The 13,182-nt window shown below is 71.3% G+C and carries 12 protein-coding genes; all 12 read left to right on the forward strand.

Going from position 1 to position 13,182, the window contains the following annotated elements:
* Positions 1-6 precede the first annotated feature (6 nt).
* The 12 genes from bchB to MW290_RS02750 all read left to right on the forward strand — a co-directional run bounded on the left by bchB (position 7) and on the right by MW290_RS02750 (position 13,154).
* The gene (gene bchB, locus MW290_RS02695) at positions 7-1,551 is read left to right on the forward strand and encodes a ferredoxin:protochlorophyllide reductase (ATP-dependent) subunit B (RefSeq protein ID WP_250195784.1); all 1,545 of its coding nucleotides are present in this window, start codon (positions 7-9) and stop codon (positions 1,549-1,551) included.
* 15 nt (positions 1,552-1,566) lie between these two features.
* On the forward strand, positions 1,567-2,478 hold the full coding sequence (gene bchL / locus MW290_RS02700; RefSeq protein ID WP_250195785.1) for a ferredoxin:protochlorophyllide reductase (ATP-dependent) iron-sulfur ATP-binding protein: 912 nt from the start codon (positions 1,567-1,569) through the stop codon (positions 2,476-2,478).
* Positions 2,479-2,502: 24 nt separating this feature from the next.
* Positions 2,503-3,288: a magnesium protoporphyrin IX methyltransferase gene (gene bchM, locus MW290_RS02705; protein ID WP_250195786.1), complete on the forward strand. Its 786-nt coding sequence runs from the start codon at positions 2,503-2,505 to the stop codon at positions 3,286-3,288.
* Positions 3,285-4,721: an MFS transporter gene (locus MW290_RS02710; RefSeq protein ID WP_250195787.1), complete on the forward strand. Its 1,437-nt coding sequence runs from the start codon at positions 3,285-3,287 to the stop codon at positions 4,719-4,721. Before bchM ends, MW290_RS02710 begins: the two co-directional genes overlap by 4 nt.
* 32 nt (positions 4,722-4,753) lie before the next feature.
* A complete protein-coding gene (gene puhA, locus MW290_RS02715) occupies positions 4,754-5,521 on the forward strand; it encodes a photosynthetic reaction center subunit H (protein ID WP_250195788.1) in 768 nt (255 codons plus the stop codon).
* Complete coding sequence (gene puhB / locus MW290_RS02720; protein WP_250195789.1) at positions 5,518-6,177, forward strand: photosynthetic complex putative assembly protein PuhB; 660 nt, start codon at positions 5,518-5,520, stop codon at positions 6,175-6,177. Before puhA ends, puhB begins: the two co-directional genes overlap by 4 nt.
* Before the next feature lie 10 nt (positions 6,178-6,187).
* On the forward strand, positions 6,188-6,649 hold the full coding sequence (gene puhC / locus MW290_RS02725) for a photosynthetic complex assembly protein PuhC (RefSeq protein WP_250195790.1): 462 nt from the start codon (positions 6,188-6,190) through the stop codon (positions 6,647-6,649).
* Between the two features lie 33 nt (positions 6,650-6,682).
* On the forward strand, positions 6,683-7,753 hold the full coding sequence (acsF, locus tag MW290_RS02730; RefSeq protein WP_250195791.1) for a magnesium-protoporphyrin IX monomethyl ester (oxidative) cyclase: 1,071 nt from the start codon (positions 6,683-6,685) through the stop codon (positions 7,751-7,753).
* Between the two features lie 35 nt (positions 7,754-7,788).
* Positions 7,789-8,763, forward strand: a complete 975-nt coding sequence (puhE, locus tag MW290_RS02735) for a putative photosynthetic complex assembly protein PuhE (protein WP_250195792.1) — start codon at positions 7,789-7,791, stop codon at positions 8,761-8,763.
* Entirely contained in the window at positions 8,672-8,878 is a 207-nt protein-coding gene (locus tag MW290_RS02740) for a hypothetical protein (RefSeq protein ID WP_375142789.1), read from the forward strand. Before puhE ends, MW290_RS02740 begins: the two co-directional genes overlap by 92 nt.
* The gene (locus MW290_RS02745) at positions 8,875-9,267 is read left to right on the forward strand and encodes a type II toxin-antitoxin system VapC family toxin (protein ID WP_259373450.1); all 393 of its coding nucleotides are present in this window, start codon (positions 8,875-8,877) and stop codon (positions 9,265-9,267) included. The genes MW290_RS02740 and MW290_RS02745 overlap by 4 nt, the downstream gene beginning before the upstream one ends.
* 89 nt (positions 9,268-9,356) lie before the next feature.
* Positions 9,357-13,154 carry a magnesium chelatase subunit H gene (locus tag MW290_RS02750; RefSeq protein WP_250195795.1) on the forward strand — a complete coding sequence of 1,266 codons (3,798 nt, stop codon included), beginning with the start codon at positions 9,357-9,359 and terminating at the stop codon, positions 13,152-13,154.
* The last annotated feature ends 28 nt before the right edge of the window (positions 13,155-13,182 follow it).

Here is a 13,182-nt window from a genome sequence, read left to right on the forward strand (position 1 = left end):
TCGACGATGCAACTCACCCTGTGGACCTACGAAGGACCGCCGCACGTGGGCGCGATGCGGGTGGCCACCGCGATGCGCGGCGTGCACTACCTGCTGCATGCGCCGCAGGGCGACACCTACGCCGACTTGCTGTTCACGATGATCGAGCGGCTGCCGCGGCGCCCGCCGGTCACCTACACCACTTTCCAGGCGCGCGACCTGGGCGCCGACACCGCGGGCCTGTTCCAGCAGGCGGCGCGTGATGCCTATGCGCGCTTCCAGCCGCAGGCCTTGCTGGTGGGCGCCTCCTGCACCGCCGAGCTGATCCAGGACGACCCCGGCGGCCTGGCCCAGGCGCTGGACCTGCCGGTGCCGGTGATTCCGCTGGAGCTGCCGGCCTACCAGCGCAAGGAAAACTACGGCGCCAGCGAAACCTTCTACCAGCTGGTGCGTGCGCTGGCCCGCCGCCCGGCCGAAGGCGCACCGCGCCGCGGCTGCAACCTGCTGGGCCCCACGGCGCTGGGCTTCCGCCACCGCGACGACGTGCAGGAGATCACCGGCCTGCTGCTGCAGCTGGGCATCGCGGTGAACGTGGTGGCGCCGCTGGAAGCTTCACCCGCCGACCTGGCCCGCCTGGGTGAAGCCGCCTTCAACGTGGTGCTGTACCCCGAGGTGGCGCAGCAGGCCGCGGGCTGGCTGCAACGCCAGTTCGGCCAGCCCTTCACCAGGACCATCCCCATCGGCGCCAAGGCCACACAGGCCTTCGTGGCCGAGGTGGCCGCTCTGGCCGGCGTGCCGGTGCCGCCCGCGCTGCAGGCCCGCGCCAGCCGCGCGCCGTGGTACTCGCAATCGGTGGACGCCACCTACCTGACGGGCAAGCGGGTCTTCATCTTCGGTGATGCCACCCACGCCGTGGCGGCCGCCCGCGTGGCCGCCGAAGAGCTGGGCTTCGCGGTGGTGGGCCTGGGCACCTACAGCCGCGAATTCGCCCGCGACGTGCGCGAGGCCGCCGCCCACCACGGCGTGGCGCCGCTGATCACCGACGACTACCTGGAAGTGGAAGCCGCGGTGGCGGCGCTGCAGCCCGACCTGGTGCTGGGCACGCAGATGGAACGCCACATCGCCAAGCGGCTGGGCATTCCGTGCGCGGTGATCTCGGCACCGGTGCATGTGCAGGACTTTCCGGCGCGCCACTCGCCGCAGATGGGTTACGAAGGCGCGAACGTGCTGTTCGACACCTGGGTGCATCCGCTGATGATGGGCCTGGAAGAACATCTGCTGGGCATGTTCCGGGGCGACTTCGAGTTCCATGAAGACGCGCCAGCCTCGCACCTGGGGCATGCCTCGGCGTCGATGGCAGTGCCTGAGCCCGAGCCGCAGCCCGACCTGCCGGAAGACCTGCCCACGATGGCCGCCACCTGGGCCCCCGAGGCCGAGCGCGAGCTGCACCGCGTGCCCTTCTTCGTGCGCGGCAAGGCCCGCCGCAACACCGAGCGTTTTGCCGTCGAACGCGGGGTGATGACCATCACCGTGGAGACGCTGTACGAGGCCAAGGCCCACTTCAGCCGCTAGCGGCAAGGACCCACGATGACCGACATCACCACCCTGCCCTTCCCGACGCTGAAGACCCCGCGACGGCCCGACGGCGAGGGCAGCCTGCAGGTGCAGCTGGACCCCGGCGTCTCCATCGGCACCGCCAAGGTGTTTGCGGTGTACGGCAAGGGCGGCATCGGCAAGAGCACCACCTCGTCCAACCTGTCGGTGGCCTTCAGCAAGCTGGGCAAGCGCGTGCTGCAGATCGGCTGCGACCCCAAGCACGACAGCACCTTCACGCTCACCAAGCAGTTGATGCCCACGGTGATCGACGTGCTGGAGTCGGTGGACTTCCACCCCGAGGAGCTGCGGCCCGAGGACTTCGTCTACCCCGGCTACAACGGCGTGATGTGCGTGGAAGCCGGCGGCCCGCCGGCCGGCACCGGCTGCGGCGGCTACGTGGTGGGCCAGACCGTGAAGCTGCTGAAGGAACACCACCTGCTGGACGACACCGACGTCGTGATCTTCGACGTGCTGGGCGACGTGGTGTGCGGCGGCTTCGCGGCGCCGCTGCAGCATGCCGACCGGGCGCTGATCGTCACCGCCAACGACTTCGACAGCATCTTCGCGATGAACCGCATCGTGCAGGCCATCGGTGCCAAGGCCAAAAACTACAAGGTGCGGCTGGGCGGCGTGATCGCCAACCGCAGCGCTGCCACCGACCAGATCGACCGCTTCAACGATCGGATCGGCTTGAAGACGATGGCGCGCTTTCCGGACCTGGACGTGATCCGTCGCAGCCGGCTGAAGAAGGCCACGTTGTTCGAGATGGAGGACAGCCCCGAGCTGGCCGCGGTGCAGGCCGAGTACCTGCGCCTGGCCGCCGCGCTGTGGCTGGGCACCGAGCCCATGGTGTGCACGCCGATGAAGGACCGTGACCTGTTCGACCTGCTGGGCTTCGACTGAAGCCGTCGCCAACCGGGGCATGCCATGAGCACCGACACCTACACCCAGCGCCGCGGCCGCATCGAGCACTACTTCGACCGCACCGCGGCCGATGCCTGGGCGCGGCTCACCTCTGACGCGCCGGTGGGCCGCATCCGCGCCACGGTGCGCGCCGGCCGCGACCGCATGCGCGCGCTGCTGCTGGACTGGCTGCCCGCCGACCTGCACGGCCTGCGCCTGCTGGACGCCGGCTGCGGCACCGGCGCGCTGGCCATCGAGGCGGCGCAGCGCGGGGCCGAGGTGCTGGCCATCGACCTTTCGCCAACGCTGGTGGAGCTGGCGCAGCAGCGGGTGCCGGCGGCGCTGCGCGGGCGCATCCAATTCCTGTCGGGCGACATGCTCAGCCCGTCGCTGGGCCACTTCCATCACGTGGTGCTGATGGATTCGCTGATCCACTACACCGCGCCGCAGGCGGTGCAGGCCCTGCAGCGGCTGGCGCCGCGCATCCATGGCTCGATGCTGATGACTTATGCGCCCAGCAACCCGGCGCTGGCCGCGATGCATGCGGTGGGCCGGCTGTTTCCGCGCGGCGACCGTGCACCGGCCATCGAGCCGGTGCGTGCTGAAAAGCTGCATGCGCTGATCGGCCAGGCCGAGGGCCTGCAGGCCTGGCAGCCCGGCCGCAGCCAGCGCATCGCCAGCGGCTTCTACACCTCGCAGGCGTTGGAGCTGAGGCAAGCCATGCGGGCCGAGCGCCGGGCCGCCCCAAGCCGGCCCGACATCCCCTCGGGGGATCGCCCGGCGTACCCGCCGGGCGAGGGGCCGGCATGAAGCTGTCGCGCGCCTGGCTGCACGTCAGCCCCCGCTTTCTGCCGTTCGCGGATGCGGCGTCACCCGGCCTGCCGCTGTCGCGCCTGCTGCGCCTGGCGCTGTTCCAGGTGTCGGTGGGCATGGCCGGCGCCTTGATGGTGGGCACGCTCAACCGCGTGATGATCGTGGAGCTGCAGGTGGCGGCCTGGCTGGTGTCCAGCATGGTGGCGCTGCCGCTGCTGCTGGCGCCCTGGCGCGCGCTGGTGGGCTTCAAGTCCGACACGCACTGGAGCGCGCTCGGCTGGCGCCGCGTGCCCTACCTGTGGTTCGGCTCGCTGATGCAATTCGGCGGCCTGGCCATCATGCCGTTTGCGCTGCTGGTGCTGTCGTCCGATGCCGGCGACCTGCACGGCCCTGCCTGGGTGGGCACCGCGGCCGCGGCCCTGGCCTTCGTGCTGGTGGGCGCCGGCCTGCAGACCACGCAGACCGCCGGCCTGGCCCTGGCCACCGACCTGGCGCCCGAAGCCACCCGCCCGCGCGTGGTGGCCTTGATGTACGTGATGCTGCTGGTGGGCATGCTGGTGGGCAGCCTGGCCTTCGGCGCGCTGCTGCGCGACTTCAGCCATGTGAGGCTGGTGCAGGTGGTGCAGGGCGCGGCCCTGATGACCATGCTGCTCAACATCGCCGCGCTGTGGAAGCAGGAGCCGCGCGGCCCGCGCCGGCCTGCGCCCACCGCCGCGCCCTCGTTCCGCGAGGCCTGGCAGTCGTTCGCGGGCCAGCCTGCGGTGCGGCGCTTCCTGGTGGCGGTGGGCCTGGGCACGGCCGCCTTCAACATGCAGGACATCGTGCTGGAGCCGTACGGCGGCGCGGTGCTGCACCTGGGCGTGGGCGCCACCAGCCTGCTCACCGCGCTGCTGGCCGCGGGCGCGCTGGCCGCCTTCGGCTTGGCGGCGCGCTGGCTGCAGCACGGCAGCGACCCGTACCGCCTGGCCGCCGCGGGTGCGCTGGCCGGCGTGGTGGCCTTCGCAGCCGTCATCTTCGCTGCGCCACTCGATTCGCCGCTGCTGTTCCGGGCCGGCGTGCTGCTCATCGGTTTTGGCGGCGGGCTGTTCGGCGTGGGCACGCTGATCGCGGCCATGGCGCTGTCAGCCGGCCACAACGGTCTGGCGCTGGGTGCCTGGGGCGCGGTGCAGGCCACCGCCGGCGGCCTGGCCGTGGGCCTGGGCGGCGCGCTGCGCGATGGCGTGGCCGCGCTGGCCAGCCAGGGCGCGCTGGGCCCGGCCCTCACTGGCCCGTCCATCGGCTACAGCTTCGTCTACCACCTCGAGATTGCCCTGCTTTTCGCCACGCTGGCGGCCATCGGGCCGCTGGTGCGCCGGCTGCACGGCACGCAGGCGCCGCCCGCCACCGGCGCCAGCCCCCGGCCTTTTGGCCTGGCCGAGTTTCCCGGCTGAAGCCCCACCCTCCGCATTCCAAGGAGCCCACCATGCAAACCGGCGCCATCACGCAATACATCGACGTGGCCCAGCTCACGCTGTACGGCTTCTGGATCTTCTTCGCAGGCCTCATCTACTACCTGCACCAGGAGAACAAGCGCGAGGGCTACCCGCTGGAGTCCGACCGCTCGGGCGGCCGCATCGACGTGCAGGGCTGGCCGCCCATTCCCAAGCCCAAGACCTACACCCTGCGGGACGGTCGCAGCGTCAGCGTGCCCAACCGCGCCGCCCCCGTGGCGCCCGAGAAGGCCCGGCTGACCGGCCGCTTCCTCGGCGCGCCGATCGAGCCCGAAGGCGACCCGATGCAGGCCGGCATCGGCCCCGGCGCCTGGGCCGAGCGGCCCGACATCATCGACACCACCGAAGACCTGCAGCCCCGGCTGCTGCCGCTGCGCGCGGTGTCCACGCTGGGCGTGGACCGGCAGGACCCCGACCCGCGCGGCCTGCCCGTGGTGGGCGCCGACGGCGCGGTGGCCGGCGAGGTGGTCGACCTGTGGGTGGACCAGGCCGAGATGCTGTTCCGCTACCTCGAAGTGAAGGTGCCCGGCCTGGCGCACACGGTGCTGCTGCCGATGAACTTCGCCCGGGTGAAGCCGCACCGCGTGCAGGTGCGCGCCATCCTGGCCGCACAGTTCACCGGCGTTCCGGCACTGCGCCACCCTGAGCGCGTGACCATGCTGGAAGAGGAGAAGGTGATGGCCTACTACGGTGCCGGCACCTTGTACGCGCTGCCGCGCCGGGCGGAGCCGCTGCTGTGACCACGCTGCGCGCCGCCCCCCGGGCCGCCCACCGCGAAGCGCTGGCACCGCCGCCGGCGCGCACGCTGGTGCCGGTGCCGGAGCATGAGTTCGAAGCCGCGCCCGGCCTGCCCGAGCCGCTGCCCGCCGACGAGACCCTGCTGTGGCAAGGCCAGCCCCACTGGCCCACGCTGGCGCGTGACGCCTTCCACCTGCGGGCCATCGCGCTGTATTTCTGCGTGCTGCTGGCCTGGCGCACCGCCGAGCTGGCCGCCAGCGGCCTGGCGCCGCTGCCGCTGCTGGCGCAGATGGCCGGCCCGCTGCTGCTGGCCGCCGCCGGCCTGGGCACGGTGGCCTTGCTGGCCTGGCTGAGCGCCCGCACCACCTGCTACACCATCACCAGCCGCCGGGTGGTGATGCGGGTGGGCATCGTGCTCACCGTCACCTTCAACCTGCCGCACCGCTGCATCGCGGGTGCCGCGCTGCACCGCGGCCGCGCCGGCCGCGGCAGCATCGCGCTGCAGCTGGCCGGGCCTGACCGCATCGCCTGGCTGCAGCTGTGGCCGCATGTGCGGCCCTGGCAGCTGCGCCGCGCGCAGCCGCTGCTGCGTGCGCTGCCGCAGGTGGACGAGGTGGCCGCGCTGCTGGTGGCCGCCCAGCGCGACGCCGTTGTCTAGACAAGCTGCCATGGCCACCTCCACGCCGCTGCACCTCACCACCACGCCACGGCTGCCGCTGGCCGCACTGGGGGTGCTGGTACTGGTCACGCTGATGGGCGTGGCGGTGGTGCGCTGGCTGGGCGTGGGCGGCGGCGGCGAGCCCACCGCGCCGGTGCTGCAGGCGCGCAGCCTGCACTTCGACGATCTGCCCGACGGCGGCATCGCGGTGCGCGATGCCGCCAGCGGGCAGGTGCTGCAGACCGTGGCGCCCGGCACCAATGGCTTTTTGCGCAGCGCCGTGCGCGGCCTGGTGCGTGAACGCAAGCGCCAGCAGCTGGGGCCTGAAGTGCCCTTCCTGCTGCTGGCTCGCAGCGACGGCCGGCTGACGCTGCAAGACCCCGGCACCGGCCGCCGCATCGACCTGGAAGCCTTCGGCCCCGTGAACGCCGGCGTGTTCGTGCGCCTGCTGCCGGGCCCACCCACGCCCTGACCCCGAAGCGTGACAACCCCGCAGGAGAACCGCATGGACACCGCCCTTCACAGCCCCGAGCAGGCCATCGAGCGCGCCCGCGCCTCCACCATGCTGAGCCCGCGCTTCTACACCACCGACTTCGCAGCGCTGGACCAGCTGGACGTGAGCCCGCTGCGCGCTGAGTGGGACGCCATGCTGGCCGAGTACGAAGGCGACAACAACCACGACCACTTCCAGCGCACGCCGCAGTTCGCGGAAGAAGTGGCCGCGCTCACGCCCACCTGGTCGCCGGAGCTGCGGGCCGAGTTCCTCGACTTCCTGGTCTCGTCGCTGACCTCCGAGTTTTCGGGCTGCGTGCTCTACAACGAGATCTTCAAGCGCAGCCACAACCCCGACATCAAGGCGCTGATGCGCTACATGGCGCGTGATGAATCGCGGCATGCCGGCTTCATCAACCAGTCGCTGAAGGACTACGGGCTGGGCGTGGACCTGGGCGCCCTCAAGCGCACCAAGCGCTACACCTTCTTCAAGCCCAAGTACATCTTCTACGCCACCTACCTGTCGGAGAAGATCGGCTACGCCCGCTACATCACCATCTACCGCCAGCTGGAACGCCACCCCGAGCTGCGCTTCCACCCCATCTTTCGCTGGTTCGAGCGCTGGTGCAACGACGAATTCCGCCACGGCGAGTCTTTCGCGCTGCTGCTGCGCGCCCACCCCCACCTGCTGCGCGGCGGCAACCTGCTGTGGGTGCGCTTCTTCCTGCTGGCGGTGTACGCCACCATGTACGTGCGCGACCATGCCCGCCCCGCCCTCAAGCAGGCCATGGGGCTGGACCCCACCGAATACGACCTGACCGTGTTCCGCATCACCACCGAGATCAGCAAGCAGGTGTTCCCGATCTCGCTGGACGTGGAGCGCCCGGCCTTCCTGCGCGGCCTCAACCGCCTGGTGGCACTGCAGGCCCGCATGGACGAGGCCAAGGCGCGCGGCGGCCTGCGCGGCAAGCTGCAGCAGGCTGCTTGCGCAGTGCAGGCCACCGTCACCTTTGCGCGGCTGTACCTGCAGCCTGTGCAGCGGCATGCGCTGCCGGCGCAAGTGCGCGTGGCGCCGGCCTGGTAGGCGCTGCCCCTTCATCCGCTGCGCACGAAGCCCCCATGCAGCAGGCCGGCCCGCTCCTGTACACGCTGCTGGCGTGGTGGTTCAGCACCGGCGCCATCCTGTGGCTGGTGGGCCTGCCGCGCAGCACCCACCCGTTCACGATGCTGGGCGCCACGGTGCTGCTGGCCGTGGCCTTGTGCGGCGTGGCCGCCACCGCCGACGACACCCGCGTGACCGGTGCCTACCTGGCCTTCACCGCCGCCTTGATGGTGTGGGCCTGGCAGGAAGTGGCTTTTCTGCTGGGCTACGTCACCGGCCCGCGGCGCACGCCCTGCCCGCCCGGCGCCCGCGGTTGGCAGCGCGCGGCCTTCGCGTTCGAGGTGGTGCTGTTCCACGAACTGGCGCTGCTGGTGCTGTTTGCCGCGGTGCTGGCCCTGAGCTGGCGCCAGCCCAACCAGGTGGCGGCCTGGACCTTCGGCGCGCTGTGGTGCATGCGCCAGAGCAGCAAGCTCAACGTGTTCCTGGGCGTGCGCAACCTCAACGAGAGCTTCCTGCCGCCGCACATCGCCTACCTGCACAGCTACTTCCGGCGCCGCCCGGGCAACCGGCTGTTCCCGCTGTCCATCCTGCTGGGCACCGCCGCCACCGCCGCCGTGTGGCAGGCCGCGCTGCAGCCCGGCATCGGCCGCTTCGACGAAACCGCCCGCCTGCTGGCCGCCGCCCTGCTGACCCTGGGCGTGCTGGAGCACTGGCTGCTGGTGCTGCCGCTGCCCAGCGAGTGGCTGTGGAAGTGGGGGTTGAGGGCCAGGGAGGCAGAGGCCGGAACAGCACCGGCGGTTGCCCAAGGTGACTCACTCCGCCAAAATGGAACCGTTTTGGTTCCCTCCGCCGAGTCGTCGCATGCCCACCTCCCTGACGTTGAAGAACATTCCCGACGCGGTGTACGAGCGCCTGAAGGCGGCGGCCGGGTTGCACCGCCGCAGCTTGAACAGCGAAGCCATCGTCTGCCTGGAAGCAGTGCTGCTGCCTAACCGCACGACGGCCGACGACCGCCTGGCGCGCGCGCGTGAGCTTCGGGCCAGCCTGCCACGGGGCCCGTTCACCGCCGCCGACATCGATGCCGCCAAACGCGCGGGGCGCAAGTGATCGTTGTAGACAGCAACGTGCTGGCCTACCTCTACCTGCCCGGCGAGTTCACGGCGGCGGCCGAGGCGCTGCTGGCCCGCGATCCGGAGTGGGCCGCGCCTCTGCTTTGGCGCAGTGAGTTCAGAAACATCCTGGCGGGCTATCTGCGCCGCAAGACCTTGAGCTTCGAGCAGGTCTGCGCCATCCAGACGGAAGCAGAGTCGCTGATGGACGGCTTTGAGTTTCCGGTCGACTCGCAGGAGGTCATGGCCCTGGTGAATCGCAGCGATTGCTCGGCGTACGACTGCGAGTTCGTGGCGCTGGCGCAGCGGCTGCAGACGTCGCTGATCACGATGGACAAGAAGATCCTGAAGGTGTTTGCGCAGCACGCCCAACCGTTGCTGACCTGAAGCAACGGGCAGGCGCATCCCGCGCCTCGCGCCACGCCTGAGTGTCACGCTGTATTGACACTTTCTCGTGTCAGCCCTAGATTGGGCTCATGCCCTCGCCCATCCCGACTCCCGACCCCACGCCGTACCGGGTGGTCATCGTCACGATGGATACGCACCTGGCCAGCGCCACCGATCGGGCGCGTGTGGCGCTGCGGCGGCAGTTGCCGGGGCTGGTGCTCAGCCAGCATGCGGCTTCGGACTGGGCGGCTCAGCCGGCCGCGCTGGCGCGCTGCCTGGCCGACATCGCGCAGGCCGACATCGTGGTGGCCACCATGCTGTTCATGGAGGAGCACTTCCTGCCGGTGCTGCCCGCGCTGCAGGCGCGCCGCGACCAGTGCGATGCGATGGTGTGCGCCGTGTCGGCTGGCGAGGTGGTGCGCCTGACACGGCTGGGCAAGCTGGACATGGGCAAGCCCGCCAGCGGGCCGATGGCGCTGCTCAAGCGCCTGCGTGGCAAGGCTTCGGCGGCGGGCAAGCCGCCGGCCAGCGGCGGCGCGGCGCAGATGAAGATGCTGCGCCGGCTGCCGCAGCTGCTGCGCTTCGTGCCCGGCACCGCGCAAGACCTGCGGGCCTACTTCCTGACGCTGCAGTACTGGCTGGGCGGCTCGCAGGACAACGTGCAGAACATGGTGCTGGCCCTGGTGGACCGTTATGCCGACGGCCCGCGGCGCGCGCTGCGTGGCACGCTGGCCGCCGCGGCGCCGGTGGACTATCCCGAACTGGGCCTGTACCACCCGCGGCTGCCGGGCCGCATGGCCGAAGCGGCCGATGCCCTGCAACGCCTGCCCGCCGCGGCAGCGCTGCAGCCCGAGGCCGGCACCGTCGGCCTGCTGCTGCTGCGCTCGTACCTGCTGGCCGGCAACACCGCGCACTACGACGGCGTGATCGCCGCGCTGGAAGCCAGGGGCCTGAAGGTCAGGCCCGCCTTTGCCGCCGGCCTGGACGCACGGCCGGCCATCGACCGCTTCTTCATGCACGAAGGCCGCGCCACGGTGGATGCGGTGGTGTCGCTCACCGGCTTCTCGCTGGTGGGCGGGCCGGCCTACAACGATGCCCAGGCCGCCGAGCAGACGCTGGCCCAGCTGGACGTGCCCTACCTGGCCGCCCACCCGGTGGAGTTCCAGACGCTGGACCAATGGGGCGCCAGCGAACGCGGCCTGCTGCCGGTGGAAAGCACCATCATGGTCGCCATCCCCGAGCTGGACGGCGCCACCGGCCCCACCGTGTTCGGCGGCCGGCCGGGCGGTGAAGGCACGGTGTGCACCGGCTGCGCCCAGCGCTGCAGCTTCCACGCCACCGACAACGCGCAGGACATGCGCAGCTGCCCCGACCGCGCGCAGATGCTGGCCGCCCGCGTGCACAAGCTGGTGGCCCTGCGCCGCAGCGAGCGTGCACGCCGCAAGCTGGCGGTGGTGATCTTCAATTTCCCGCCCAATGCGGGCAGCACCGGCACCGCGGCCTACCTGTCGGTGTTCGAGTCGCTGCACCGCACGCTGGCCATGCTCAAGGCCGAGGGCTACACGGTGGACCTGCCGGCCACGGTGGACGCACTGCGCGACAGCCTGCTGGCCGGCAATGCCGCCCACCATGGCGCCGATGCCAACGTGCATGCGCTGATCCCGGCCAACGACCATGTGAAGCGCGAACGCTGGCTGCGCGAGATCGAGGCGCAATGGGGCCCGGCGCCGGGCCGGCAATTGAGCAATGGCCGATCGATCTTCGTGCTGGGCCGGCAGTTCGGCCAGGTGCTGGTGGCGGTGCAGCCGGCCTTCGGCCATGAAGGCGACCCGATGCGCCTGCTGTTCGACAAAGGCATGACGCCCACGCATGCCTTCTCGGCCTTCTACCGCTACCTGCGGGAAGACTTCCGCGCCGATGCGGTGCTGCACTTCGGCACCCATGGCGCGCTGGAATTCATGCCCGGCAAGCAGTCGGGCCTGTCGGGCGCCTGCTGGCCCGACCGCCTGATCGGCGACCTGCCCAACTTCAACCTCTACGCGGCCAACAACCCGTCGGAAGGCGCGCTGGCCAAGCGCCGCGCCGGTGCCACGCTGGTGAGCTACCTCACGCCGCCCATCGCGCAGGCGGGCCTGTACCGCGGCCTGCTGGAACTCAAGGCCACGGTGGAACGCTGGCGCGCGCCGCAGGACGGCAGCGAAGACGCCGCGACGCTGGCCCCGCTGCTGCAGGCCCAGGCCGCCACGTTGAACCTGGCGGCGGCCGAGCCGCCCTGGCCCGCCGACCAGGTGGAAGCCCAGGTGCTGCGCCTGACCGAAGCCATGCTGGAGCTGGAATACACGCTGATTCCGCAGGGCCTGCATGTGCTGGGTCGCGCGCCCACGGCGGCCGAGCGCACCGACACCTTGCTGGCCATGGCCGAAGCCGCCCGCGGCAGCGCGCCGCCGCGCGCGCTGGTGGAGGCGCTGGTGGCCGGTGATGCCTCGGCGCTGCAGCAGCAGGCCCAGGCCCTGGGCGAAGCCGATGCGGCCTGGCTGGCCGAGCTGGCCACCGCCAACCGCCACCTGGCCGACAACGGTGAGCTGCCCGCGCTGCTGCGTGCGCTGGATGGCCGCTTCGTGCGGCCGGCCCCGGGTGGCGACCTGCTGCGCACGCCGGCCGTGCTGCCCACCGGCCGCAACCTGCATGGCTTCGACCCCTTCCGCATTCCCAGCGCCTTCGCGGTGAAGGACGGCAGCCAGCAGGCGCAGCGCCTGCTGGACCGCTACACCGCCGATGGCCATGCGCTGCCCGAGTCCATCGCCATGGTGCTGTGGGGCACCGACAACCTGAAGACCGAAGGCGCCCCCATCGCGCAGGCGCTGGCGCTGATGGGCGCGCGGCCGCGCTTCGATGGTTATGGCCGCATCGCCGGCGCCACGCTGCTGCCGCTGGCCGAACTGGGCCGGCCGCGCATCGACGTGGTGATCACGCTGTCGGGCATCTTCCGCGACCTGATGCCGCTGCAGATCAAGCTGCTGGCCGAAGCCGCCTGGCTGTGCGCCGAGGCCGACGAGCCGGCCGAGCACAACTTCATCCGCAAGCATGCGCTGGCCTACCAGCAGGCCCATGGCTGCACGCTGGAAACCGCGGCGCTGCGGGTGTACGGCAATGCCGAAGGCACCTACGGCGCCAACGTCAACCACCTGGTGGACAGCAGCGGCTGGCAGCAGGAGGACGAGCTGGCCGAGTGCTACGCCCGCCGCAAGGGCTTTGCCTACGGCCGCAACGGCCGCCCGCAGCTGCAGGCCGCGCTGCTGAACAGCGTGCTGGCCGACGTGCAGCTGACCTACCAGAACCTCGACTCGGTGGAGCTGGGCGTGACCACGGTGGACACCTACTTCGACACGCTGGGTGGCATCACCGGCGCGGTCAAGCGCGCGCGCCGCCAGCGCGGCGACGGCTCGGCAGCGCCGCCGCCGGTGTACATCGGCGACCAGACGCGCGGCGACGGCACCGTGCGCACGCTGGCCGAGCAGGTGGCGCTGGAAACCCGCACGCGCATGCTCAACCCCAAGTGGTACGAAGGCATGCTGCAGCACGGCTACGAAGGCGTGCGCCAGATCGAGGCGCATGTGACCAACACGCTGGGCTGGTCGGCCACCACCGGCCAGGTGCAGCCCTGGGTGTACCAGCAGCTCACCGAAACCTTCCTGCTCGACCCGGTGATGCGCGACCGCCTGGCGCGCCTGAACCCCACCGCCTCCTCCCGCGTGGCCAGCCGCCTGCTGGAAGCCAGCCAGCGCGCCTACTGGCGCCCCGACGCCGACACCCTGGCCGCCCTGCAACGCGCCAGCGACGAGCTGGAAGACCGGCTGGAAGGCGTGTGGGAGCCGGCGGCGGCGTAGCCAGCAGCGCTGTGTATCAAGGCGAGCT

It is taken from the genome of Aquincola tertiaricarbonis, from assembly GCF_023573145.1.
Classification (GTDB): domain Bacteria; phylum Pseudomonadota; class Gammaproteobacteria; order Burkholderiales; family Burkholderiaceae_C; genus Aquincola; species Aquincola tertiaricarbonis_B.